The organism is Streptomyces xanthophaeus, from assembly GCF_000725805.1.
In the GTDB taxonomy this organism is placed as follows: domain Bacteria; phylum Actinomycetota; class Actinomycetes; order Streptomycetales; family Streptomycetaceae; genus Streptomyces; species Streptomyces xanthophaeus.
The window spans coordinates 381214-405298 of the sequence record NZ_JOFT01000012.1; the positions used below are offsets into that span (position 1 = coordinate 381214).

At 72.0% G+C, this 24085-nt stretch carries 20 protein-coding genes; 13 read left to right on the top strand and 7 right to left on the bottom strand.

Features of this window, described 5'->3' with window-relative positions:
* Positions 1–28 precede the first annotated feature (28 nt).
* Both IO30_RS0107610 and IO30_RS0107615 read left to right on the top strand, forming a co-directional pair.
* Complete coding sequence (locus IO30_RS0107610; RefSeq protein ID WP_031140568.1) at positions 29–328, top strand: hypothetical protein; 300 nt, start codon at positions 29–31, stop codon at positions 326–328.
* 86 nt (positions 329–414) lie between these two features.
* A complete protein-coding gene (locus IO30_RS0107615) occupies positions 415–993 on the top strand; it encodes a hydrolase (RefSeq protein ID WP_031140570.1) in 579 nt (192 codons plus the stop codon).
* 84 nt (positions 994–1077) lie between these two features.
* Here IO30_RS0107615 and IO30_RS0107620 read toward each other — a convergent pair whose 3' ends face one another.
* Positions 1078–4563 (bottom strand): M28 family peptidase, encoded by a 3486-nt coding sequence (locus tag IO30_RS0107620; RefSeq protein ID WP_031140572.1) that lies wholly within the window; start codon positions 4561–4563, stop codon positions 1078–1080.
* 175 nt (positions 4564–4738) lie between these two features.
* On the opposite strand from IO30_RS0107620, the gene IO30_RS0107625 reads away from it, so the two are divergent.
* Entirely contained in the window at positions 4739–5698 is a 960-nt protein-coding gene (locus tag IO30_RS0107625) for a LysR family transcriptional regulator (protein ID WP_031140574.1), read from the top strand.
* Between the two features lie 55 nt (positions 5699–5753).
* Here IO30_RS0107625 and IO30_RS0107630 read toward each other — a convergent pair whose 3' ends face one another.
* Positions 5754–6257 carry a hypothetical protein gene (locus IO30_RS0107630; protein ID WP_031140576.1) on the bottom strand — a complete coding sequence of 168 codons (504 nt, stop codon included), beginning with the start codon at positions 6255–6257 and terminating at the stop codon, positions 5754–5756.
* A 257-nt stretch (positions 6258–6514) separates the two neighbouring features.
* Between IO30_RS0107630 and IO30_RS45300 the strand changes: the two genes are divergently transcribed.
* The 4 genes from IO30_RS45300 (at position 6515) to IO30_RS0107650 (ending at position 14110) form a co-directional block, all read left to right on the top strand.
* Positions 6515–7168: a hypothetical protein gene (locus IO30_RS45300; RefSeq protein WP_157853145.1), complete on the top strand. Its 654-nt coding sequence runs from the start codon at positions 6515–6517 to the stop codon at positions 7166–7168.
* 149 nt (positions 7169–7317) lie between these two features.
* A complete protein-coding gene (locus tag IO30_RS0107640) occupies positions 7318–8472 on the top strand; it encodes a hypothetical protein (protein ID WP_051901998.1) in 1155 nt (384 codons plus the stop codon).
* A gap of 354 nt (positions 8473–8826) precedes the next feature.
* Positions 8827–12579: a bifunctional glycosyltransferase/CDP-glycerol:glycerophosphate glycerophosphotransferase gene (locus tag IO30_RS0107645; RefSeq protein WP_107066857.1), complete on the top strand. Its 3753-nt coding sequence runs from the start codon at positions 8827–8829 to the stop codon at positions 12577–12579.
* On the top strand, positions 12572–14110 hold the full coding sequence (locus tag IO30_RS0107650) for a hypothetical protein (protein ID WP_031140583.1): 1539 nt from the start codon (positions 12572–12574) through the stop codon (positions 14108–14110). Before IO30_RS0107645 ends, IO30_RS0107650 begins: the two co-directional genes overlap by 8 nt.
* Here IO30_RS0107650 and IO30_RS0107655 read toward each other — a convergent pair.
* Complete coding sequence (locus tag IO30_RS0107655; protein WP_051858976.1) at positions 14104–15039, bottom strand: endonuclease/exonuclease/phosphatase family protein; 936 nt, start codon at positions 15037–15039, stop codon at positions 14104–14106. The genes IO30_RS0107650 and IO30_RS0107655 overlap by 7 nt on opposite strands.
* A 90-nt stretch (positions 15040–15129) precedes the next feature.
* Positions 15130–15960, bottom strand: a complete 831-nt coding sequence (locus tag IO30_RS0107660) for a helix-turn-helix transcriptional regulator (protein ID WP_031140587.1) — start codon at positions 15958–15960, stop codon at positions 15130–15132.
* A 147-nt stretch (positions 15961–16107) separates the two neighbouring features.
* Between IO30_RS0107660 and IO30_RS0107665 the strand changes: the two genes are divergently transcribed.
* A complete protein-coding gene (locus IO30_RS0107665; RefSeq protein ID WP_031140589.1) occupies positions 16108–16842 on the top strand; it encodes an SDR family oxidoreductase in 735 nt (244 codons plus the stop codon).
* Between the two features lie 27 nt (positions 16843–16869).
* The gene (locus IO30_RS0107670) at positions 16870–17832 is read left to right on the top strand and encodes an aldo/keto reductase (protein ID WP_234321559.1); all 963 of its coding nucleotides are present in this window, start codon (positions 16870–16872) and stop codon (positions 17830–17832) included.
* Here IO30_RS0107670 and IO30_RS0107675 read toward each other — a convergent pair.
* A complete protein-coding gene (locus tag IO30_RS0107675; RefSeq protein WP_031140592.1) occupies positions 17804–18037 on the bottom strand; it encodes an antitoxin MazE in 234 nt (77 codons plus the stop codon). The two genes, IO30_RS0107670 and IO30_RS0107675, sit on opposite strands and share 29 nt — an antisense overlap.
* A 41-nt stretch (positions 18038–18078) precedes the next feature.
* Positions 18079–20169 (bottom strand): SpoIIE family protein phosphatase, encoded by a 2091-nt coding sequence (locus tag IO30_RS0107680; RefSeq protein WP_031140594.1) that lies wholly within the window; start codon positions 20167–20169, stop codon positions 18079–18081.
* A 335-nt stretch (positions 20170–20504) separates the two neighbouring features.
* On the opposite strand from IO30_RS0107680, the gene IO30_RS40215 reads away from it, so the two are divergent.
* From IO30_RS40215 to IO30_RS0107700, 4 genes are all read left to right on the top strand, one after another.
* Positions 20505–21152, top strand: a complete 648-nt coding sequence (locus IO30_RS40215; RefSeq protein ID WP_078904595.1) for a tyrosine-protein phosphatase — start codon at positions 20505–20507, stop codon at positions 21150–21152.
* A gap of 129 nt (positions 21153–21281) precedes the next feature.
* A complete protein-coding gene (locus IO30_RS0107690; RefSeq protein ID WP_051902000.1) occupies positions 21282–22421 on the top strand; it encodes a hypothetical protein in 1140 nt (379 codons plus the stop codon).
* A 54-nt stretch (positions 22422–22475) separates the two neighbouring features.
* Positions 22476–22727: a hypothetical protein gene (locus IO30_RS0107695; RefSeq protein WP_031140598.1), complete on the top strand. Its 252-nt coding sequence runs from the start codon at positions 22476–22478 to the stop codon at positions 22725–22727.
* A 68-nt stretch (positions 22728–22795) separates the two neighbouring features.
* A complete protein-coding gene (locus tag IO30_RS0107700; RefSeq protein ID WP_031140600.1) occupies positions 22796–23509 on the top strand; it encodes a ribonuclease H family protein in 714 nt (237 codons plus the stop codon).
* An 89-nt stretch (positions 23510–23598) separates the two neighbouring features.
* Here IO30_RS0107700 and IO30_RS0107705 read toward each other — a convergent pair whose 3' ends face one another.
* Positions 23599–24054, bottom strand: coding sequence for a DUF7144 family membrane protein (locus tag IO30_RS0107705; RefSeq protein ID WP_031152741.1), 456 nt, complete (start codon positions 24052–24054; stop codon positions 23599–23601).
* Positions 24055–24085: the final 31 nt, after the last annotated feature.

The window sequence follows — 24085 nt, forward strand, 5'->3', positions numbered from 1 at the left end:
CCCGAGCGACCGTGTCTAGCGTCGGGCCATGAGCACCGAGCCGCAGCGTTTCGAGATCCTGTTGGTAGCCGAGCACGTCAAGAACCGGACCGGTGCACCCCAGGCGGACCACCCCCTGCGGTCGGCCGTGGTCGAGGCGACCGGCCGCAAGGGTGCGTCCGGATACCCCCGCTACACCGGTGAGGGCATGGAGGCCGACATCGACCCGGCCACCCGCACCGTCGAGGCCCTGCTCGTCGACGGCTCGGAGCTGGACCCCGGGCTGACGGCCCTGATCGCCCCCGAGGCCGGTCCGGGTCAGGGCCGGGGTCAGGGCCGACGGCCGTAGGGCCCCGGCGGGCGCAGCCTGCCGTGCCGCCCGGGCCGGATGCCCCCCGTGTCCGATCGGATCCCACCGAAGGAAGAGCCTGACCGATGACCGGCCTGAACCTCGACGAGCAGACCGCCCTCGTGCTGATCGACCTCCAGAAGGGGATCCTCGGCCTGCCCCTCACCCGGCCCGCCGACGAGGTCCTCCACCAGGGCGTCCGGCTCGCCCAGGCCTTCCGGGCCCGCAAACTGCCCGTGGTCCTCGTGCGGGTGGCCTGGTCCCCGGACGGCGGGGACCTGCCCGCCCGGGCCGCCGACCGGCCGGGCCCGGCCGCCGCGCCGCCCCCGGCCTTCTCCGAGTTCCCCGCGGAGCTCCCCGCCGACGGCGACATCGTCGTCACCAAACGCCACTGGGGCGCCTTCACCGGGACCGAGCTCGACCTCCAGCTGCGCCGGCGCGGCGTCCACCGCATCGTTCTGGCCGGCATCTCCACCAGCGCGGGCGTCGAGTCCACGGCCCGCACGGCCTGGGAGCACAGCTACGAACTGGTCTTCGCGCAGGACGCCACCGCGGACACGGACCCCGACTCGCACGCCCACACCTTCGGCAAGATCTTCCCGCGCCTCGGCAAGGTCAGCAGCACCGACGAGATCGTCGCCGCCCTGGCGGCCTCCGTCGGCTGACGGGCGGCGGCCCCGTACGAAGGAGCGCCGGCCCGGCCCCCCGGGGAGGGGGGACCGGGCCGGCGCCGTACGGTCAGGCGGGCGTCAGCTCACCTGGAGGGTGACGTCGTCCACGACGTAGGAGGTCTGGAGGGACTGGTCCTCCACGCCGTTGAACTTCAGGACGACGCTCTGGCCGGCGAACCGCGAGAGGTCGTAGGACTTCTGCGTGTAGCCGGAGTTCGCGTCCAGGTTGGAGAGGGTCTCCAGGGTCTGGCCGCCCACCGAGACGGTGAGCCGGTCGTAGACCACGTTCTCCGTCTCGTCCGTGTCGATGTGCAGGAAGAACGAGAGCTGGTAGCTGGAGCAGCCGGCCGGGATGGTCAGCGACTGGGAGGCGCTGTCCGTACGGGCCGTGCCCCAGCCGTTCAGCCACGCCTTGTAGCTGCCGCCGTGCGGGGCCTGTCCGGCCTGGTTGGTGATCACGCCGGAGGTCGCGGTCCACGGGCTGCTGCCGCTCTCGAACCCGCCGTTGGCCACGAGCTGGCGCGGGGTGCAGGTGCCGCCCCCGCCGGTGACCGTCAGCGTGTACGTGGTGCTGTGGCTGACCGTCCCGGAGCCGGTGACCGTCAGGGTGTACGTGCCCGGCGCGGTGCTCGCGCCGACCTGCACCGAGAGGGCCGAGGAACCGCCGGACTGCACGGAGGACGGGCTGAGGGTCGCGCTCACGCCCGCCGGTGCACCGGACACGGACAGGGCCAGGGTCTGGGCGGCGCCGCTCACGGTGGCGGTGTTCACCGTGGCGGAGGTGGATCCGCCGGGAGCCGCGGAACCCGCGGAGGGGCTGGTCGAGACGGAGAAGTCCTGCGCGGGCGCCTCCCCGCCCACGGCCTGCTTCCAGACCGCGTACGCGACGCCGTCGGCGCTGCGGTCCAGCACCGTGGCGTTGATGTTGTTCGTGGTGTCGCAGGAGCTGTGGTAGCAGGGGTCGTAGGCGGCATTGGCGGTGCCGCCCCACTTGGTGGCCTGGGCCGAGGTCTTGCGGGCACTGGCGCCGGCCGCGTATCCGGAGGTGGGGATGCCGACCTGCTGGAAGGAGTAGTCGTCACTGCGGCCCTGGCCCTCGGTGTTCTCCTCGGGGGCGAGGTTCAGGGAGGTCCAGTACGCCTTGAGGGGGGCGGCGGTGGCCGAGTTGACGTTGTTGATGAAGTAGCCGCCGTTGGTGGAGCCGACCATGTCGAAGTTGTAGTAGCCCTTGATGGCGGTGCGCTGCGCGCTGCTCAGCTGGTTGACGTAGAACCTGGAGCCGTTGAGGCCCTGTTCCTCGTCGGTCCACCAGGCGAACCGGACGTGCTTGGTCATCGTCGGATTCTTCTGGGCGAGGACGAGGGCGTTCTCCAGCAGCGTCGCGGAGCCCGAGCCGTTGTCGTTGATGCCGGGGCCGGCCGAGACGCCGTCCAGGTGCGCGCCGAACATGACGGTCTGGTCGGCGGGGCCGCCCGGCCAGTCGGCGATCAGGTTGTTCGACGGGTAGGTGCAGGAGGAGCAGTTCTGCTCGGTGACCGTGTACCCGGCGGCCTGGAGCTTGCCCTTCACGTACGCCAGCGACTGGGTGTAGCCGGCGCTCCCGGCCCGGCGGTGGCCGCCGTTCTGCGAGGCGATGGTGCCGAACTGGGCCAGGTGGGCCTGGACGTTGGCCACGCTGATGTCCGGCGGGTCGTTGCCGGGCTGGGTCCCCCCGACGTTGAGCGCGAAGTCGACGGTGTGGGAGAGCGCGGTGCCCTGCCCCTTGACGACGACGGTCGACGCACCGGGGGCCGCGTTGGCCGTGGCGGTCAGGGTCAGCACCGAGGACTGGCCGGACTGCACCGTGGCCGGGTTGAAGGAGGCGCTCACCCCGGACGGCAGGCCGCTGGCGCTGAGGGCCACCGACTGGGCCGTGCCGGTGGTGACGCTGGTGGCCACGGTGGTGGTGACCGAGGCGCCCTGCTGCACGGTGCCCGACGCGGGGTTCAGCGCCAGCGAGAAGTCGTTGTTCTGGCCGCTGGGCGTACAGGTCGGGTCGGCGCTCTGGGCGGGCACGCTGATGGCGTCCCAGGCGGCCTTGGTCTTCGTGAACAGCTCACAGGTGGTGTCCAGCGACTTCGCCGAACTGAGCGTCGCCGTACGGTACTTCTTGTACGACATGCTGCTGGTCTTGAGCAGCATGCCGCCGTAGAAGACCTTGCCGGCGTCCCGGATGCCGATGCCGGTCAGCGTGGACTGGTTGCAGGTGCTGCTGCTGGGCTTGCCCCCGCCCGGGTTCGTGCCCTCGGCCAGCAGGTAGAACCAGTGGTTCAGCGGGCCCGCCGCCGCGTGCACCTCGGTGCCGGGTATCGCGGAGCTGTAGCAGGCCGGGTCGTTGTTGACGGCCGGCGGGTTGTACATGTTGCGGATCGGGCCCCGGCCCTGGAGGTTGATCACCTCGCCGACCGTGTAGTCGGGGGTGTCGTACGGGGACGGCTGGTTGATGAAGGCCTCGGTCAGCGCGCCGAAGATGTCCCCGGTGCCCTCGCCGAGCCCGGCCTCCTGGCCGCTGGTGCCGCCCGGGGTGTTGCTGTCGATGGCGTGGCCGTACTCGTGCGCCACGACGTCCACGCCGGCGATCCACTCGCTGGCGCTGTTGCGGCCGATGGTGACGGAGCTGCCGTCCCAGTACGCGTTGAGGTCGTTCAGCCCGACCTTGGCCGGGAAGCTGCGGCCGTTGCCGCTGACGCCGTTGCGGCCCAGCCACTGGCTCAGCATGTCCCACTGCTTCTGCGCGGCGAACATGAGGTCCACGCAGCCGGTTTCCTTGGACGTGGGATTGCCCGTGCCCCAGGAGTCGGAGGATTTGGTGAACACGGTGCCCGAGCTGTAGTCCGCACAGCTCAGGCCGGTCCGGCTCGGGTCGCGCAGGGTGAAGCTCGAACCCGAGGCCGTGGTGTCGATGGTGAGCGGGCCCGGGCCGTTCCACTTGCTGTTGCCGGTGCCCGCGACCACGTCGTCGTAACTGTCGACGAAGGCGCCGGTGCGGGCGTCGACGAAGACGTGCAGCCTGCTGGGCGCCTTGCCGGTGCGGCCGGAGAGGACGGTCTCCCAGGCCAGGACCGGCTTGTCGTCCTTGATCCGGACCACGAGCCGGCTGCTCTCGACCTTGTCGACGGCGGCCAGCTTCGCCCGCGCCGTCGACTCGGCCTCCTTCGCACCGATCCTGGCTCGGGTGGCCACGTCGATGCGTACGGAGGAGGCGGACTGGACGGAGCGGACCTTGCCCGCGCCGTCCGCGAGGACGACGGCGTCACCGCCGACGACCGGAAGGCCGCGGTAGCTGCGCTCGTACGCGACGGAGTACAGGTCCTTCACCCAGGGCGTCACCAGACGCCGTTCGTACTGTTCCTGCGAGGAGTTGACCAGGGAGTCGAGACCGCTGTCGACGGCCTGGTCCGCGGCGGCGACCGCGCGGGCGGCCGGGGTGTCCTGGCGGGACGGCGTCGGCTGCGCCTGCTGCGCTGCCGACGCGGTTCCGGCCAGGGTTCCGGCCAGGCCCGCGGTCAGCGCCATCGCTGCCAGGGCCGCCGTCCATCTGGTGGGCTGCAACGTCCACTCCGATCGTGGGGGGAGGTAAGCAGGGGATAAGTGCGCGTTCGGGGCGAGTATGAGCGTGGACATGGCGGGTTCGGGTCATCCCGGCAGGCATAAGGCCGCAGTTATGGTGCGGCGGCGGCGCGCTGCGTACGCTGCCCGGATGCAGCTGGAGTTGAGGCATCTGCAAGCCGTCTGCCGCATCGCGGAGGCGGGCAGTCTCGGTGGCGCGGCGCGGCGCCTGGGGGTGTCCCAGCCCGCGCTCTCGGCCCAGCTCCGCCGCATCGAGCGGGTCACCGGCGGGGAGCTCTTCGTCCGCGGCCGCAACGGGGTGGAACCCACCGCGCTGGGGCACTTCGTGCTGGCCAAGGCACGCCGGGTGCTCAGCGAGATGGACGCCCTGGGCGCCGAGGCGCGCGAGATCGCCCCCGGTGCGCCGCTGCGGCTGGGCTGCATCCTGCTGGTCCTGCTCGACGGACTGCTGGAGCAGACCGATCTGTCCATGTCGGGGCAGGAGATCACCGTCGACCTGGAGGACTCGGTCACGGCGCTGGCGCGGATGCTCGGCGCGGGACGGTACGACGCCATCGTCTACGGGGAGGTCAACGAGCACGAGGTCCCGCTCCCCGAGGGCATCCTGGCGCGGACCCTCATCCCGAAGGAGCCGTTCTGCATCCGGCTCTCGGCGGGGCACCCGCTCGCGCACCTGGACCGGATCGACCTCGCCGACCTGGCGGGGGAGTCCTGGATGACGCTGGTGGAAGACGACGACGGCGGCCCCGAAGCCCTCGTCGCGGCCTGCGCCGAGGCGGGGTTCGTCCCCTCGCTGCGCTACCGGATCACCGACCGGAAGATGCACTACGACCTGATCGCCGCGGGCCGCGCCGTCTCACTGAGCCAGCCCACGGCGCCGACTGCGCCGGGCACCGTGATGCGCCCGCTCGTCGGGTCCCCGGTCACGGGCCGGATCCGGCTCGCCTGGAACCGCTCGGCGGTCTCCGCGGGCCAGGCGGACCTCCTGTGCCGTGCGGCGGTCCGCGCCTACCTGGCCAACGTGTCCAACAACCGCTTCCACCAGGAGTGGTGGGACGCCCATCCGGAGGCGCACCCGGTGCTGGACTGACCTGCCGCGGACCGCGGGGGACACCCGCGGCCCGCGGCAGGGCTGCGGTCCGGGGTCAGTGGAACAGCATGGAGGCGTCCCCGGCGGGGGTGGTGACGGAGCCCGGACAGAGGAAGCTGCCCGAGGTCTTGGTCGCGGTGAAGGCGCGGTTGACGTACTTGCGGGTGGTCCCCTGGCGGTCCCACACGAGGTTCGTCGCCTTGTACCGGCAGGAGATGAAGCTCTGCTGGCCGGTGATGTCGATGAGTTCGGTCCGCGCCAGGTTGGCGGTGTCGTCGAAGGTGAAGGAAGGGTTGTTGTTGAGGGTGGCGGTGATGCCGCCGCTGCAGGCGAGGTTGCCGCCGGGCTTGTTGACCGTGGTGCGGTCGACGGTCAGGGCGTTCGGCGGCAGCGCGCTGGTGTTCGCGCCGGTCCAGGTGCAGGTGCTGCCCGCGACGACGATCACGCCGTCGGCCTTCTGATCGGCCGCGGGGCCCGCGGCGACCGCCGACGAGGTGCCGGTGGCGGTCGCCGCGATCACCAGTGCGGCGAGTGCGGTGAGGGTGGGGGTGTGCCTCATGTCGCTCCTCCTTGCACGTGCTTGTGGGGGTGGAGCGAGGCCCGCGGGCCTCGCGGGAGTGCGCCAGGGAGCGTGACACAAGGACCTTGAATTGTCAGGTGCAGGACAAAGAGTGGCGGAAAGGCGATGCCGCCCGGGCGCGCCACCCGGGCCGGGCCCGCGCACCGGGTCCTCCCCGGATGCGGCCGCGGGTCCACCCTGGCCGGCCAGGCATAATCGGCGGGCTTGCCGTGCTCGTGAGGGAATTGGAGACCACCGTGATACGCCGGACCCCGCTCGCCGCCGCCCTGGCCGCAGGACTGCTCGCACTGACCGCCTGCGGAACGAAACCGGCCGCGGACGAGGGGAACACGGCCGCGTCGTCGGCCGCCTCCGGTTCCCCGTCGGCGTCCCCGTCCCCGACGCCGGACTTCGCGGCGGACGCAGCGGCCGCCAAGGCCCGGCACGACAAGGCGTTCCCGGACATCGCCGCCCGCTGCGCGGCCGAGGGCGCGGCGGCGACGGCCGCGGCACCGCCCGCGACACCGGCCGCGCCCGCCACGCCGGACGCCCTGCCCACCGATCCGGAGGCGGCCAAGTACGCGGAGAACCACGCCTTCAAGAAGCAGGGCAAGCTCACGCCCGAGGCCAAGTGCCGTGGCGAGGCCCACGCGCAGCGCATCAAGCAGGCCCTGACCGGGCCGGGCGTGGTCACGCCGGCCACCGAGGAGTCACTGGCGTCGGCGCTCAAGGCGATGGGCTACGAGCTCGCGAGCGGAGAGGTCCACCGCACCGGCGGGGCGCTGGGCTTCACCTTCTTCGTCCAGGGGGCCGGCCCGTGCGTGACCGGACAGCTCGGCAGCCCGGCCGAGGTGACCGCCCACGCGGTGTACGTGGAGGGCGGCTGCACGGAACCGCGCGGGGGCCACTGAAACCGGGGTGCGCCGCCCTCCCCGGCACCGGCCGCCGCTCGGGACTGACGTAGGTTGTCCCCCGGCCCGTCGGGCCGGACGGACCGAAGCGGAACGAGCACGAGCACGAGCACGAGTACGAGTACGAGCACGGCGGGAGTGGGCTGGACATGGTGCGACGCGGACGTGCGGAAGCGGACCGGAGCCAGACCACCGGCCCGCCCGCGCTCCTGGGCCCCGGCATATCCGCGGCGGCCGAAGACGGCCAACAGGCCCCGGGCTGGCTGCGCCTGGGCCGCGACGGCCGCCTGACCGCCTACGCGAGCTGCGCCGAGGGCGTGGTGCGGTGGACGGAATCCGCCCCCGGCTCCGACCGCTGGCAGGGGCCCGAGCTGTTCCCCGTGGAGCGCTGGAGCGGACGGTTCACGCTGGCGCAGCACACCGACGGCTTCGTCTGGTTCGCCGCCGCACGGCAGCGGGACGGCGCCGCCCCGGGCGGTCAGGAGCTCGTCATCGCGGCCCAGTACCAGAGCGGCCGGCCGCTCGGTGACTGGCGCACGGTGGGCGATCCGTTCCCGGACCACGGGAGCGAGGCTCCCGCGCCGGTCCACCCGGTGGTCCTGTGCGACGGTGCGGGCTCCTTGCACGTCGTCGTCTCCCGGTTCGGGGCCGGTGTGCGCGCCCGGACCCAGTACGCCGACGGCCGGTGGGGCGAGTGGGCCGACCTCCAGGGGCAGTGGGTGCGCGGCGCCGTGGTGCCGCTGGTGACGTCCCAGGGGTGCGCGGAGTTCCTCGCCCCGTTCCGGGGCGGGGCCTCGTACTGGGGCCAGGACGTCCCGGGGAGCGCCCTGAGGTGGCGGGGGCGGATGGAGGCCGACGCGGTGGAGGGCACGTACAGCTGCTTCGAGACGGGCCCCGGTTCCGCCACCTACTTCTGGCGGCACCCGTCGGACGGCAGTGTCGTCGCCTGCCGGCCGAAGGCTCCGGCCGGCATGGGGCCGCAGCTCATGCCGCTGGGAGGCGCGGGCGGGACCGGGCCGGTCGGCGTGGTGCGTACGCGCATCAACGGATACGACTGCACGGTCCTGTTGCAGCGGGGCGCCGGGGGACACCCGGAGATCGCGGCCTACCCCACGGAGGGTGAGCACTACGGTGCCTGGTGGGCCCCAGTGGGGGACCGGTGCGCGGGGCTCCCGGCCGTGGCCCTCGACGCCCGTGGCTCGGTCGCGATCGCGATGATCGGTACGGACGGGACGCTGCGGACAGCCCGGCAGGACCTGTCCGAAGCGGGTCTGGCCTTCGGTGCGTGGCAGACGGTGGGGTGACCTTTCTCACCGGCCCGCGGGCCCGGGTGAGCGGAACGGATGGTTCCCCCTACTTCGCCCCGGACCGGTGGGAGTTGGCGCGGCTCCGGCGCCCGCTCGGCGTCGCCTGTTCGCATGCGTGAACGCCAAGTGGGCTGACGGCCTGCCTCACACTTGCTCGCCGTTCATCAATTGGCTTACGCTGCGCAGGCTCTGTGAGGCTCGCATAAGTGTGCGGATCGCAGGTTGCGCGGTGGGGGAAGCAGGGGGAGCGATGTACGGCCGGGGTCAGGGGCGGGTCCAGCGGTGTGTCGCAGCAGCTCGGCGTGAGGTGGCGCCGGGTGTGACGATCGAGGAGTTTTCTGAGTGGCAGGTATGCCCCGCCTGAGCGTCGTCGTGCCCTTTCAGGATGTCGAGATATACCTCGCGGAATGTCTGGAGTCGATAGCGAGGCAGACGTTCCGCGACCTCGAAGTCATCATGGTCGACGACGGCTCGACCGACTCCTCCACCGCGATCGCCACGGATTTCGCGCAGCGCGACCCCCGGTTCAGGCTGCTGCGGCAGGACGCGATGGGGCCGGGACACGCCCGTAACGTCGGCATCCGCGCGGCCCATCCCCAGGCGGAGTTCCTGGCGTTCGTCGACGGCGACGACGTGATCCCCGAGTACGCCTACGAGCTGCTCGTGCGGACCCTCGAAGCATCGGGTTCGGATTTCGTCTCGGGCAACGTGCAGATGATGAACTCCAGCAAGAGATGGCAGTCACCGCTGCACAAGGCGCCGATGCAGCGCAGCAGGCGCGGCACGCACATCACCAAGCTTCCGGAGCTCATCTACGACCGGACCGTGTGGAACAAGGTGTTCCGGAGGGCGTTCTGGGACTACCACTACATCGCGTTCCCCGAGGGCGTCCTGTACGAGGACTCGTGGGTGAACATGTTCGCCCACTTCCGCGCGGCCAAGGTGGACATCCTCACCGACATCGTCTACTTCTGGCGCAGGCGCGAGGGCGGGGCCGCACCCTCCATCACCCAGCGGCACACCGAGTTCAGCAATCTGCGCGACCGCGTCTCCGCCGTGCAGTCGGTCAGCCGCTTCCTCGCCGGACACCGCGCCCGCTCCTACAGCGAGCACAAGCGCAAGTACGACCTCGCCTGCCTCAAATCGGACCTGATGCTGCACCTGAAGGTGCTGCCGGACGCCGACGAGGAGTACCGCGACGCCTTCATGCACTGGGCGAACGAGTTCCTGGACGAGGCCGACGACGACATCATCGGCGAACTGCCCGCCGACGCCCGGGTCAAGTGGCTCCTGGTGCGCGAGGGACGGCTGAAGGAACTGCTCGACGTCGTCGAGTTCGAGCGCAAGGGCGGTCCGCTGCCCGTGCAGCGGCGTCTGCACCGCTACCTCAACTACCCGTATCTCGGCGACCGTTCGGTCGGCCTCGACAAGAGCGCCTACCGGCTCGACAAGGAACTCTCCCTGCACGGCTCGCTGACGGGCGCCCGCTGGGACGACTCGGGGCAGCTGACGCTGGAGGGCTCCGCCTACGTCCGGTTCATCAACGTGCACAAGCGGCACATGTCGATGAAGGCGATCGCCCTGCGCAACAAGAAGCAGGGCCGCGTGCTCGTCGCGAAGGCGAAGACCACCTACTACCCGCAGGCCACCGAGCATTCCCAGCAGAGCCGCTACTGCTACGACTGGTCCGGCTTCCAGGTCCGCTTCGACGTCACGCGGCTCAAGCGCAAGGGCGAGTGGACCGAGGGCACCTGGGACGTGGCCGCCGGCGTGCTGAGCCGCGGGCTGTTCCGCTACAAGGGCCTCAACCGCGGCGGCGCGGGCACCGCCGCCAACCCGCCCTACCGGTACGTGGACAAGAACACCCGGGTCGTCCCCCTCTTCCTCCAGGGCAAGCTCAAGCTCCGGGTGGAGACCGTGCGGTGCCGCATCAGCCGCCACCGCATCGTCGGTGACCACCTCGAACTCGGCGGGGTCTACCTCGGGCCCAAGGTGCCGGAGTGGGGAAAGTTCCGGGTCACCAGCATGGGCGGCGCCGGACGCAACGACTCCTGGGTCCACTTCAAGTACGGCGGCGAGGGCTGGTGCACCTTCGTGACCCGCATCCCCGTCAAGGGCCTGGTCCCCGGCCACCGCACGGTCTCCGGCGACGGTATACCGCAGACCTGGAACACGGGCAGCAACGGCTGGCAGACCACCCTCCACGTCGAGGGCCGCAAGTCGGCCATCTACCCCGTCATGGCCGAGACGGCCACCGACGGCCACTACCGCCTGCCCGAGGCCCTGCAGACGGAGGCGGGGGACCGCGAGGTGTTCGTGCACCGCAACGGCTCCGGATACGTGGTGCTGTTCGAACGCGACACCCTGCCCCTGGCCAAGTCGGCCACGTGGCGCGAAGACGGCTCGCTGGAGGTCGTCGTCGGATACGCGGCGGAGGACATGCTGAGCGCGCCCGAGTACGCGTCGGCCCACATCGTCGTCCGGTCGAGGGCGCACGGCGCCGAACGGGTCCTCCCGATCACCTGGTACGGCCAGGAGTTCCGTTTCGTGCTGTCCCCCGCCGCCGTACGCACGCTGGCCGGAGACATCCCGCTCGCCTCCGGCCGCTGGGACTTCTTCCTGCGCCGCCAGGACCCCTCGGCGGTCACCCCTGAGAACCGGTCCAACGACCTCATGGTCAAGATGACGCAGGAACTGATCCCCGCCCTCCCGAGCGAGATGACCAGGGACGAACGCCGCTACGAACTCCAGGCGGAGGCCTACGACCGGCTCTCCCTCCTGGTCCACTCCGCGATGCCCGACACGGCCCGCGGCCCGTACCGGCAGAAGCTGATGCGCACCAAGACCTACCCGGACGCGCGCCGCAAGCCGCTGACGCAGGCCGTGCTCTACGACGCCTTCAAGGGGACGCAGTACTCCGACAGCCCGCGCGCACTGCACGAGGAGATGGTCCGCCGCGGCGTCCCCGTCGAGCACCTGTGGGTGGTGCGCGACGACCAGGTCGCCGTCCCCCCGACCGCCCGCCAGGTCCGCATGTGGTCCCCGGAGTGGTACGAGGCCCTGGGCCGCGCCCGGTACGTCGTCGCCAACAACCACCTGCCCGACTGGTTCCAGAAGCGCGCGGGCCAGATCGTCGTACAGACCTGGCACGGCACCCCGCTCAAGAAGATCGGCCACGACATCGAGGCCGTGCACTTCGCGGACAAGCGGTACCTGGAACGGGTGGAGAAGGAGGTGCAGAACTGGGACATGCTGGTGTCCCCGAACAGCTTCAGCACCCCCATCCTCCAGCGCGCTTTCCGCTTCCCCGGCGAGATGGTCGAGAGCGGCTACCCGCGCAACGACGTGCTGCGCCGCGCGGACTCCGCCCAGCGGGCGGCCGAGGTGCGCCGCCGCATCGGCCTGCCGCCTGGCAAGAAGGTCGTCCTGTACGCGCCGACCTGGCGCGACGACCAGTTCTACGCGCCCGGCAAGTACAAGCTCGACTTCCGCATCGACCTGGACGACGCCCGCGCGCAGCTCCAGCAGGACCACGTACTGCTCGTGCGGCGCCACCCCAACGTCGTGGACCCGGTCCCCGGCGCGGGCGACGGATTCGTCCACGACGTGTCCGACTACCCGGACATGGCGGACCTCTCCCTCATCACCGACGTGATGATCACGGACTACTCCTCCCTGATGTTCGACTTCGTCAACACCGGGCGTCCGATCCTGTTCTTCACCTACGACCTCGACCACTACCGGGACACCCTGCGCGGCTTCTACTTCGACTTCGAGAAGTCAGCGCCCGGACCGCTGCTGTACAGCTCAGCGGAACTCGTCGGGGCGATCCGCCACATCGGCCGGGTACAGCAGGACTACGCCGCCCGCTACCGCTGGTTCCAGCAGGAGTTCTGCGACCTCGACGACGGCCACGCCGCGGCCCGTCTGACCGACCGCATCCTGATCGCCGGCGGTGACCTCGACCCCGCCCACGCCCAGGCACCGGCCGTCGGGGCCGCGACCCGCCGCCACGTCGTCGGCCAGGACCCCTGCTGGCCCGGACACACCCTCGACCAGATGCCGCGACAGCCGGCGCGACGAATGGATTCGGAACATGTCTAAGGCCGCCCAGGACGCCCGCCGCATCTTCACGGGCGTGGACTCGTCCGGCGAGGTGCCCGTCGAGTACCGCTTCTCGCACGCGAGGAACGGGAACCGGCACCTCGTCGTGGTCTTCGCCAACTTCACGGCTCCGGGCGAGTACGGGATGTCGAACGGGGTCCTGGACAAGGTCCGTTCGAACATCCTGTGGGTCCGCGACCTGTTCGACGGCGCGAACAGCTATTACCTGTGCAAGGGGATGGACTTCGCCGTCGAGAGGTCCGTCGCCGGGCTGATCGGGCGGGTCCTCGGGGCGTTGGAGCTCACTCCGGACGACTGCACCATGATCGGCAGCTCCAAGGGTGGCAGCGCGGCCCTGTACTTCGGTCTGAAGTACGGTGCCAGGAACATCGTGACCAGCGTGCCGCAGTTCCTGATCGGTACGTACGTGCAGGAGGGCATCCCGGGTGCGGCGAAGCTGATGATGGGCGACGTGACGGAGCGACACGTCCGCGTACTCGACTCGGTGCTCCCCGACCTGGTGCGCAGCGGGGCGAACCGCTCCGCCAACATCTACCTGATCTCTTCTCCCCAGGACGCCCAGTACGAGCGCCAGGTGGAGCCGTTCCTCGGTCTCTTCCAGGGCTACGAGAACTTCAACTTCCTGTTCAACGACTCTCCGCTGGTGACCGATCACAGCACGGTGGTGCCGCGCAACCTGCCCACCGTCATGGGGCTGCTCAACATCCTCGTCGAGGGCATCGTCCCCCGGGTGGGCGCGGTCCGCTTCGGCCACGAGCAGCCGCGCCGTGACACCTCCGGCATCGACACGTACCTCGGTGAGACCTCCCAGGTGAGGGGTGACTCGTTCCCCCGGCCGACCGTGCTGGTGCCGGCACCGGACGACCGCATACCCGGCAACGCCGTCCGCATCGCCGGAACCGCCCCCGTGCACGCGGTGCGGGTCAGCTTCTGGAAGGACGGCAAGTACCAGGGCGCGGCACCCGTCGCCGCGGACGGCAGCTGGACCTGGCAGCGGGAGCAGCCTTGGGGCATCGGGCGCCACGTCCTGAAGGTGTTCGCCGCCGACGCCCACAACTACCAGTCCGAGCGCACCGAAGTGATCTTCACGGCCGTGGATCCCGAGGCCGCCCTCGAAGCCGCGTCGATGCCGGCCCCGGCAGCCGTGCAGATGCCCGCGCAGGTGGCGGCACCGGTACCCGCACCGGTCCGGCCCCTCGTGCTGACCGTGACGGCCCCGGCCGCGCGCCAGCACGTGCCGGGCCCCGCCGTGATCTTCATGGGGCATGCCCCGGGCGCCGTGCGGGTGGAGTTCCAGGAGGGCGGCGCCGCCCTCGGAGCATGTGGAGTCGGCACCGACGGCAGCTGGAGCTGGGACGCGGGCTGGGCCTGGAACGGGGGAGCGCACTTCGTCGAGGCCATCGCGGTGGGTGCGGCCGGCAATGCGTCCTCGTGGATCACGGTGCCGTTCACCGTGGGCAACGGCCACCCCGTGCAGGCCCCGGGCCGCCACTTCATGGCGGGCTACTGACCCTGCGCAGAGCCCCCGGCCGCGTCGGGACGGCTCACCCGCATCACCAGGGGACGGTGATCGGAGGCCTTGGTGTCGACCACCTCGCAGGAGGTACGGGGCAGCTTCGTGAACAGGTAGTCGATCTTCGTGTCGTCCACGTACGTGGAGCGTCCCTCCCGGGAGTCGCCCTTCTGGTCGCACTCGCGGTAGGCCTCGTACATCTCCCGCGGCCACACCCAGGCGCCCGCGTTCTTGCGGGTCGGCGGCGGAGAGTTGAAGTCGCCGCCGAGGACGGTTCGTGCTCCGGCGCCCGCGGCCGTCATCAGCGAGCGCAACTGCTCGTCGCGGAAGTCCCAGTCGGGGTGCACGGTGTCGCTCTCGCGCAGCGCGATGTGCGCGTTGCACACCCGGATGCCCTGGGCCGGGACCTGGGCGCACAGGATGCCGCGGTGCAGGCCCACCGTGGGCTGCTCGGTCGGGACGGGGCCCACCTCCGTGAGCGGGGACGCGGCCAGCAGACCGTAACCGGCCCGGCCGCGGCCCTCGCCGGTGCAGTCGACGTAGGTACGCGCACCCTCCGCGGCCACCTCCTCGTACGGCTCGAACGCACTGTGCCACTCCGGACCCAGCCGCACGGCCGAGGCGACGAGGTCCTCCGAGCACACCTCCTGGAGGAGCAGCACCCGCACGCCGTGCTCGCCGACCAGGTCGCGGACCTGCCGGAACTTGTCCTGAGGGCCGCCGGTCCGGTCACAGCCCCACTGCTCCACCCCGCACATGTTCCAGGTGGCGACGGTGAGTTCGTCCGGCTTCGGGGCCGATGCCACCGTCGCCGGGGCCTGCTGCGCGGTCGAACACGCCACGGAGGCGAGCAGGCTCAGGGTCGCCGCGCCGCGCCCCAGCCCGCGGCGGACGCGCCGCGTCCCGGACTCCGTGTGTCTCTGCATCCGGACATCATTGGGTATGCGCCGGTCAGACGGCACATCGGGGGGACCGAACCGTTCCGCAACACGGTCCGGGCCAGACCTGACGGTACGTCAGTACACGCGCCCGGCGGTGGCGTGGAGGGAGCCGAGGAGGCCGAGGGCCTGGGCGCTGGGGCTGCCCGGTTCGGCCTGGTAGACGACGAGCAGCTGGCCCGGGGCGTCGCGCACGTCGAAGGCCTGGTAGGTGAGGGACAGGGGGCCGACGTCCGGGTGGTGGAGATCCTTGGCCTCCTGGGTCTTGCCGTGGACGGCGTGGGTGTTCCACAGGCGCGTGAAGTCGGCGCTGTGCGCGGTGAGCTCGCGCAGGAGCTCCCGTAGCCGCGGGTCGTCCGGCCAAAGCCCGGCCGCCTGGCGCAGGTGGCCCACGGCGGCCCGGGCCGTACGGTCCCACCGGGTGTGGAAGGACCGGCCGGCGGGGTCGAGGAACGTCATGCGGGCCAGGTTGTCGGCCTGTGCGAAGGGCGAGTACAGGGCCTCGGCCAGGGCGTTGGCCGCCAGGACGTCCAGGGCCGGGTTGACGACGAAGGCCGGGGCGCCGGGGTAGCCGTCCAGCATCCGGCGAAGTGCGGGGCCGACCCGGTCCGTCGGGCGGGGGGACGGGTGGCCCGGGAGCGCGCGGGCCAACTGGTGCAGGTGTGCGCGGGCGTCGGGCTCCAGCCGCAGGGCGCGGCCCAGGGCGTCGAGCACCTGGGCCGAGGGGTGGCGTTCGCGCCCCTGCTCCAGGCGGGTGTAGTAGTCCGAGTTCACCCCGGCCAGGACGGCCACCTCCTCCCGGCGCAGGCCGGTGACCCTGCGTACGCCGTGACTCGGCATGCCCACGTCCCGGGGCCGCAGGCCCGCCCTGCGGGCGCGCAGGAACTCTCCCAGCTGGTTGTCGGTCATGTCCCCAGGCTAGGCCCCGGGCCCGCACCGGGGCAGTGCGCTGCCTGGGTGCGCCGCACCCGGGCAGGACGCGTCCTGGCCCGTGGCTCCGGGCCCGCCCAGACTCGGCCGGGCAGTCCTCGTGGTCCATCGGAAGGGAAGAACGACATGACGTACGCAACCAAGGCCGTGGCGGTCACCGGAGCGAGCAGCGGGATCGGGGAGGCGACCGCCCGCAGGCTCGCCGCAGACGGTCACCGCCTGTTCCTCGGAGCCCGGCGTACCGACCGGCTCGACGCGCTCGCCGCGGAGATCACCGCCGCGGGCGGCACCGCGGCCTTCCGGCGGCTGGACGTCACGGACGCCGCGGACGTCCGGGCCTTCGTGGCCGCCGCCCGGGAGCGCTTCGGCCGTGTGGACGTGATAGTCAACAACGCCGGGGTGATGCCGCTCTCGCCGCTGGACGCGTTGAAGACGCGGGAGTGGGACCGCATGATCGACGTGAACGTGCGGGGAGTGCTGCACGGCATCGCCGCCGGGCTGCCGGTGATGCACGCCCAAGGCGGCGGGCACTTCGTGAACATCGCCTCCGTCGGCGCGTACGAGGTCTCGCCCACCGCCGCCGTCTACTGCGCCACCAAGTTCGCCGTCCGCGCGATCTCCGAGGGGCTGCGCCAGGAGTCCACGGGGAACATCCGCGTCACGCTGGTGTCCCCGGGGGTGACCGCCTCCGAGCTCGCCGAGGGCATCTCGGACCCGGCGGCCAGGGAGGCCATGAAGACCTACCGGGCCGTGGCCCTGCCCGCCTCCGCCATCGCGGAGGCCATCGCCTACGCCGTCGGCCAGCCCGCGGACGTCGACGTCAACGAGATCGTCGTCCGCCCCGCCGCGAGCAGTCAGTGATCCGCGGTGAGCCCCTAAGGTAGGCGCGTGGCGACGAACACGAGTACGGACATGAGCGGCGACCGGGTGCTGTACGGATGCATGGGTCTGGGCGGGAGCTGGGATCCCGGCCCGTACGCGCCGGGCGACATCGATGCCGCCGAGGCGGTGGTCGAAGCCGCCCTCGACAGCGGCATCACCGCCTTCGACCACGCCGACATCTACCGGCACGGCAAGGCCGAGGCCGTGTTCGGCGAGGTCCTCGCCCGGACCCCCGGGCTGCGCGGGCGCATCACGCTCCAGACCAAGTGCGGCATCCGGCTCGCCGACAAGGACGGCCCGGGCCGGTACGACCTGCGCGGCGAGAGCATCCTGCGCCGGGTGGAGGAGAGCCTGACCCGGCTGCGCACCGACGTCATCGACGTCCTGCTGCTGCACCGGCCCGACCCGCTGGCGGACGTGGACGACACCGCGGCCGCGCTGACGTCCCTGCACCGCCAGGGCCTCGTACGGCACTTCGGCGTGTCCAACATGGGCGCCGCGCAGATCGCCGGTCTCCAGGCCCGTCTCGACGTACCGCTGGTGGCGAACCAGCTGGAGATGAGCCTGCACAGCCGCGACTGGGTGGAGGCCGGGGTCCTGCTCAACACGGCGGGGGCCACCGGCAACGGTTTCCCGTTCGGCACCCTGGAGCACTGCCGAGACCACGGCATCCGCCTCCAGGCCTGGGGCGCGCTGGCGCAGGGCCGTTTCACGGGCCTTCAGCAGACGCCCGCCGAACGGGCCACCGCGGACCTGCTGGCGGAGCTCGCCCGGCGCAAGGGGACGACGCCCGAAACGGTGCTGCTGTGGTGGCTGGCCCGGCATCCGGCGGGCATCGCGCCCGTCATCGGCACCGCCCGGCCCGACCGCATCCGGGCCTGCCGCGACGCGGCCCTGCGCGAGCCGGACCTCACGCACGAGGAGTGGTACGAGCTGTGGATCACTGCCCGGGGAGTGCCGCTGCCCTGAAGTCGCGGGCGAAGCCCTCGCGGAAGCCAGGGCGTTCGACGGCTGCCTCGAAGGCCCGGGTGGCGCGCTCGAGTCCGGCCTCGTTCTCCTGGGCGGCTGCGAGCGCGGCGAGGTAGTCGGGCAGGCTCATCCCGCGGGCCGCGGCGAGGGCGGTGAGCCGGTCGTGGACGTCGGAGTCGACCTCTACGGTGATGGTGTCAGCCATGGTCCGAGTATGCGTCTTCGCGGGGTGCGCGGGAGGACCGTTCACCGGACCCGTCGCTTGGCGCGGGCGATGACCAGGGCGACGTCGTCGTGGTCGTCCGGCCTGCGCAGGGCGTCCAACAGCCGGTCGCAGGTCTCTTCGAGCGGGCTGCTGGTGTCGGCGAGGAGGCTGAGGAGCACGTCGAGCCTCTCGTCGATGGGCTGGTCCCGGGTCTCCACCAGCCCGTCGGTGTACAGCACCAGCAGGTCGTCGGGATCCATCCGTACGGTCGTGGTCTCGAAGGGGATCCCGCCCACGCCCAGCGGGGCGCCGGTGGGCAGGTCCAGGAGTTCGGGGGCGTGCCCGGAGCGGATGAGCACCGGCGGCAGGTGACCGGCGACCGCGATCCGGCACTCGCACCGGTTCGGGTCGTACACGGCGTACACGCAGGTCGCGATGGTCTCCTCCAGGCCGGCGGTGGTGCGGTCCAACTGCTGGAGCACCTGGGTGGGTTCGAGCGCGAGCTCCGCGAGGGTACGGGTGGCGGTGCGCAACTGTCCCATGCTGGCCGCTGCGTTGATGCCGCTGCCCATCACGTCGCCGATGACGAGCACCATGGTGTCGTCCGGCCCGGCGATGGCGTCGAACCAGTCCCCGCCGATCTCGCTGCTGGCCGCCGCGGGCCGGTACCGGTAGGCGACCTCCAGGCCCGCGGACTGCGGCGGGTGGTGGGGGAGGAGGTGCTGCTGGAGGGCCAGCGCGGTGTGGTGCGCGTTGCGGTACCAGCGGGCGTTGTCGATGGACACCGCGGCACGTGCGGCCAGTTCACCGGCCAGGACGATGTCGTCGTCGTCGAAGGGCAGCGGGTTGCGGGTGCGCTTGAGGTCGAGGGCGCCGAGCACCTCGCCGCGGGCGATCAGCGGCACGGCCAGGTAGGACCGCAGCCCGGCGCGGGCCAGCAGGGCGGCGGCGTCCTCGTCGCGGGCGATCCGGGACAGGTCGCTGGCCTGCACGTGGGCCACCAGGATCGGGTGGCCGCTGGTCACGGACTGGGTGACCAGCCGGTCCGCGTCGTACTGGGCGATGTCCCCCGGCGGGTCCGCGGCGCGGACCGCCTCGCTGGGGAAGGCGGCCGCCAGGGCCAGCGCGCGGAACACCGCCGGCTCGTGCGCCGAGGACTTCAGGCTGGGGCGGCCTTCGAGCACCGAGTCGAGGATGTCCACCGCGGCGATGTCGGCGAGTTCGGGCACGACCACGTCGGCCAGCTCGCGGGCGGTCTGGTCCAGGTCCAGGGTCGTACCGACGCGGACGCTGGCGTCGGCGATCAGGGCGAGCCGCCGGCGACTGTGCGCCACTTCCTTGGCGGCCTGGTGACTCTGGGTGACGTCCACCACGGAGGTGGCCAGGCCCAGGACCCGCCCGGTGGCGTCCTCCAGCCGGTAGTACGACACCGACCAGGCGTGTTCCGTACGCCGGTCGCCGTGGGTGTGACCGGCGGTGAACTGGTCGACCAGCGGTCTGCCGGTGGCCAGGACCTGGCGCATCGCCGACTCGACGGCCTCCGCGTCGTCCAGGAACGACAGGGCGTCCCGGACGCGGCGGCCGATGTGCCGGTCGGCGGGCATCCCGTTGATGCGCTCCAGCGTGGGGTTGACCAGCACGTACCGCAGTTCCGTGTCCAGCACCGCGAGCCCGATCGGGGACTGGGCCACCAGGCGTGCGGACAGGGCCAGGTCCCGCTCCAGCTGCCGCAGCCGGGTGCGGTCGGTCGCGATGCCGAGGGCGTACAGGTCGCCGTGCTCGTCGAGCAGCCGCATGTTGCGGAATTCGACCAGCCGCTGGCCGCCGTCCTTGTGGCGGACGGGGAAGGCGCCGGCCCAGTCCCCGGCGCCGCCCATGACGCGGGCGAAGAGTTCCGTCACCAGCCCCAGGTGTTCCTTGGAGGCCAGCAGCCGCGCCGCGGGCTGTCCCAGCGCCTCGCGGGCGGACCAGCCGAACAGTTGCTCGGCTTGCGGGCTCCACAGGGCGATCCGGCCTTCGGAGTCGAGGACGACCGCGGCCACGTTCAGCACGTCGAGGAGCCCGCTCGGCGCGGAGGCCCCCGCCCGCAGCTGCGCGGCGCCGCCCTCCGTGAAGGCATCGCTCGTGTCCATCCGGACGCCCCCTTCAGCTCGCCGTTCGTCGGTGGTCGGTCATCGGTCGGTCCTCGTGGGTGTTCGACCCGTCGGCGCCCGGCCGCGGGCGGCCCGGGGTCCGGACCCGCGGGCTACGTACCATCGTCCACCCGTACCCGCCCGGTCGCCGTCCGGACGCTCCGGGCCGGACCGCGCGGAGTCCGGCAAAACGTGCCACGGCTGCACCGTCCGGGGGGCCGCGAGGCTTCGGGGACCGTGCTCCTAGGCTGTTGTCCGTGACACGACACGTGGGATTCCGGCGCCTGCACAACTTCCGCGACCTGGGCGGCTACCGCACCCGGGACTGACGCACCCTGCGATGGGGGCGGCTGTACCGGTCCGACTCCCTCGCCAAGCTCCAGGGGGAGGACTGGGAGCAGTTCCTCGCCCTCGGCGTACGGACGGTGATCGACCTGCGCTACCCGTGGGAGATCGAGGCCAAGGGCCGCATGCCCGAGCACGGGACCATCGCCTACGCCAACCTCAGCGTCGAGCACCGCCCGTACGACCAGGCCGAGATCGACCCGGCCCTCGACCCGTGGCGCTACCTCGCCGACCGCTACGCCGAAGTCGCCCTCGACGGGGCCGAGGAGCTGCGCCAGGCCCTGGAGCTGATCGCGGACGGGGACGGCCCGCAGGTCTTCCACTGCGCCTCGGGCAAGGACCGTACGGGGCTGCTCGCGGCCCTGGTGCTCTCGCTCCTCGGCGTGGACGAGGACGACATCGCCGCCGACTTCGCACTCACGGAACGGGCGACGCAGCGTCTGATCGAGGACTGGCGGGCGGCCAACCCGGACCGGACCCTGAACTGGCCCGGCTACGGGCGTGCGCCCGAAGTGGTGATCAGACTGTTCCTGGCAGAACTCGCCGCCACCTACGGCTCGGTGCACGCGTATGCGACCGGCCACCTCGGCGTCGACGAAAGCGTCATCACCCGGCTGCGCGCCCAGCTGCTGGACTGAGCACCGCCCGCCGGTGACCCGGTGGGGGCCCGCCCGTACGCACTGTGAGAAGCTCCGCACCGCAAGGTGCGGAGCCCGGCATCACTGTCTTGACCAGGGCCTTCGCGGTAGAACACAGGGGCGGGACACATGACGAACAACGACGACCAGGGACCGGACGCCTCCGACCGGGCTCCGAAGGAGCCGTCCGCACGGGCGCGGATGGTGACCGAACGGCTCCGGCGCGAGGACGAGCAGCGGGCCGCCGAGCAGCGCAGGCGCTTCGGCAGGTCCGCGCCGCCCCGGAACGACCCGCCGGGCTGGCGCACCGGCCCCGCGTGGCAGGAGCGCAACGGCCGGGCCGCGTCCCGGCGGCGCCTCAAGGCGACCGGGGCCGTGGTCTTCATCGCCGCTCTCGCGCTGATCGCCGTACGGCCGGAGCTGCTCATCGACCGCCTCACCGGCAAGGCCGAGGCCAGGCAGGAGGCCCGCGAAGCCCCTCCGCTGCCCGCGGAGTCCGAACGCCCGAGCGCGCCGCCGGAAGCAGTGGACCCCGACCGGCCCACCCTCGCGGAGCCGTTCCGAGGTTCCCCGGCCCTCCAGTGGGCCGACGGGGCGGCGGGCATCGAGATACCGGAGGCCACGGCCGTCGGAGGCATGTCCAAGGAGAAGGTGGCGAAGGCGCTGGAGCAGGCGAAGGCGTTCCTGGTCGCGTCCAACCTGGACGCGGCCACCCTGCGCGGCGAGCGGCCCAAGGCGGCGCTGGACCTGCTCGACCCGCTGGACCGCGAGACGCGCAAGCTGCTGGACACCTCCCTGGCGCAGCCCAGCAGGGAGAACGACCCGCTGTTCGTCTTCAGCCGGTTCGACCCGGCCGAGGCCAAGCCCGTGGGCGAGGTGGTGAAGGTCCGCGGCCGGATGTGGGTGGAACCCGGCGAGGGGGCCGGCCAGGCCCACGTACGCGCCGACTACTCCTTCGTCTACCCGCTGGTGAAGGCGAAGGACGGAGCGGACCAGGTGGAGCGGACCATCGTGCGCCGCGAGCTGACCTTCTCCATCGCCGACCCGCGCAAGTGGGAGTCGACCCCGGGCACGCTCTGGCTCGTGCAGTACGGCAACGACGTCGCCAACAGCGCCTGCGACGTGTACGACGGCTTCATGCACCCGGGCTTCGACGACGACCCGCTCACCGGACCGACCCCGTCGGGGCCCCCGATGGACCCCTACGACCGGAGCAAGGGCATCGAGGCGGACCAGCAGGAGGGCTGCGGGACGGTCTCGCGGACCTGAGCGCCCGTCCGGGTTCGGGAGCACAATGGTCTTGCAGCGGCTACGGAGGACCTGATGGCGGCAGCTCAGGACTGGCACATCACCAGCGGCTCACCCGACCCGGAAGAGGTCGCCGCCGTGGCGGTGGCGCTGTCGGCCGTCCTGGCCGCACGCACCGCCGCGGCCCTGCGCGCGGCCGAGGAGGCCGGAGCGGCGCCGCAGGACGAGGAGCGGGCACCGGCCCGCTGGAGGCCCGCCGCGGCCCGGCGCCGCGCGGCCACCTCCTGGAACGCCCGCTCCCACCCCGGCTGGCGCCACACGGCCTGAGCCCGGGACCGCCCGGGGCCGGGTACGGCCGTGCCGGCGGGACCCCGCGCATGCGGCATGATCGGGGGATGTCTGAACGCATCATTGCCGCCTGTGACGGAGCGGCGAAGGGTAATCCCGGCCCGGCCGGCTGGGCCTGGGTCATCGCCGACCCCCAGGGGCGTCCCGAGCGCTGGGAGTCCGGCCCGCTGGGCCGCGCCACCAACAACGTCGGCGAACTCACCGCCCTGCAGCGCCTGCTGGAGGCCGTCGTCCCGGGAACCGCCGTACAGGTGCGCATGGACTCCCAGTACGCGATGAAGGCCGTGACGCAGTGGCTCCCGAACTGGAAGCGCAACGGCTGGAAGACCGCCTCGGGCCAGCCCGTCGCCAACCGCGAACTCGTCGAGAGCATCGACGAACTGCTCACCGGACGTGATGTGACGTTCCTCTACGTCCCCGCGCACCGCGAGGACGGCGATCACCTGAACGCCATCGCCGACCAGGCCGCCAGCGACGCCGCCCTCACCCAGCAGCCCGCGGGCACGGCCCTGGGAACCCTGGAGATGCCCGTCCCGGCCCCGGCCCGCAGCGCGCCGTCCCGCCAGAAGTCCGCTGCCGCGAAGAAGAGCGCCCCCGCGAAGAAGAGCGCCTCCGCAAGCAGCGCGGCGGGCGGCGGCTCCGCGCGTGCCATCAAGGCGAAGTTCCCCGGCTCCTGCCCGTGCGGCAAGCCGTACGCGGCGGGCGACATGATCACCAAGCACGGCAGCCGCTGGGGCCACCAGACCTGCCCGGCCGCGTAGGCGCCCCGGAACTCCCGGAACTCCCGCACATCACGACGGGGCCCGCCGCACACCGCGTGCGGCGGCCCCTGCGGTGCGGCAGCCGCCTCTCAGTGGGCCAGGCCCGCGTGACTTGCGTCCGCCTCCCGGTGCATGCCGGTGCACAGCGCCCAGACGACGAAGATGTTGACGGCGATCAGGACCAGGGCCCACAACGGGTAGTACGGCAGCCAGAGGAAGTTGGCGATCGCACCCAGACTGGCCACGGCCACGCCGAAGTAGCGGGCCCACAGGGCTCCCGTGAACACGCAGCCTCCGGCGATGAGGAGCAGGATGCCCAGGATCAGGTGGACCCAGCCCCAGCCCGTCAGGCTGAACTCGAACACGTAGTGGCGCGTCACGACGAACAGACTGTCCCTGGCGAGGGCGGCGATCCCTTCGAAGAGCGCCATCGCCCCGCCGACGAGCATCAGCGCCCCGGCCAGCACGGTGGTGCCGGACACGGGCGCGTGCGTCGGGCTCGGCTGCGCGCGGCTTGCTGTGGGCCTGCTGGCGTCACTGGCCATGTCCATCTCCTCGGTGACAGAGCCGGCCTGG

Coding starts and splice junctions, on each gene's coding strand:
- IO30_RS0107610 (WP_031140568.1), top strand. CDS start 29: ATGAGCACCGAGCCGCAGCGTTTCGAGATCCTGTTGGTAGCCGAGCAC.
- IO30_RS0107615 (WP_031140570.1), top strand. CDS start 415: ATGACCGGCCTGAACCTCGACGAGCAGACCGCCCTCGTGCTGATCGAC.
- IO30_RS0107625 (WP_031140574.1), top strand. CDS start 4,739: ATGCAGCTGGAGTTGAGGCATCTGCAAGCCGTCTGCCGCATCGCGGAG.
- IO30_RS0107630 (WP_031140576.1), bottom strand. CDS start 6,257: ATGAGGCACACCCCCACCCTCACCGCACTCGCCGCACTGGTGATCGCG.
- IO30_RS0107640 (WP_051901998.1), top strand. CDS start 7,318: ATGGTGCGACGCGGACGTGCGGAAGCGGACCGGAGCCAGACCACCGGC.
- IO30_RS0107645 (WP_107066857.1), top strand. CDS start 8,827: ATGCCCCGCCTGAGCGTCGTCGTGCCCTTTCAGGATGTCGAGATATAC.
- IO30_RS0107650 (WP_031140583.1), top strand. CDS start 12,572: ATGTCTAAGGCCGCCCAGGACGCCCGCCGCATCTTCACGGGCGTGGAC.
- IO30_RS0107655 (WP_051858976.1), bottom strand. CDS start 15,039: ATGCAGAGACACACGGAGTCCGGGACGCGGCGCGTCCGCCGCGGGCTG.
- IO30_RS0107660 (WP_031140587.1), bottom strand. CDS start 15,960: ATGACCGACAACCAGCTGGGAGAGTTCCTGCGCGCCCGCAGGGCGGGC.
- IO30_RS0107665 (WP_031140589.1), top strand. CDS start 16,108: ATGACGTACGCAACCAAGGCCGTGGCGGTCACCGGAGCGAGCAGCGGG.
- IO30_RS0107675 (WP_031140592.1), bottom strand. CDS start 18,037: ATGGCTGACACCATCACCGTAGAGGTCGACTCCGACGTCCACGACCGG.
- IO30_RS0107680 (WP_031140594.1), bottom strand. CDS start 20,169: ATGGACACGAGCGATGCCTTCACGGAGGGCGGCGCCGCGCAGCTGCGG.
- IO30_RS0107690 (WP_051902000.1), top strand. CDS start 21,282: ATGACGAACAACGACGACCAGGGACCGGACGCCTCCGACCGGGCTCCG.
- IO30_RS0107695 (WP_031140598.1), top strand. CDS start 22,476: ATGGCGGCAGCTCAGGACTGGCACATCACCAGCGGCTCACCCGACCCG.
- IO30_RS0107700 (WP_031140600.1), top strand. CDS start 22,796: ATGTCTGAACGCATCATTGCCGCCTGTGACGGAGCGGCGAAGGGTAAT.
- IO30_RS0107705 (WP_031152741.1), bottom strand. CDS start 24,054: ATGGCCAGTGACGCCAGCAGGCCCACAGCAAGCCGCGCGCAGCCGAGC.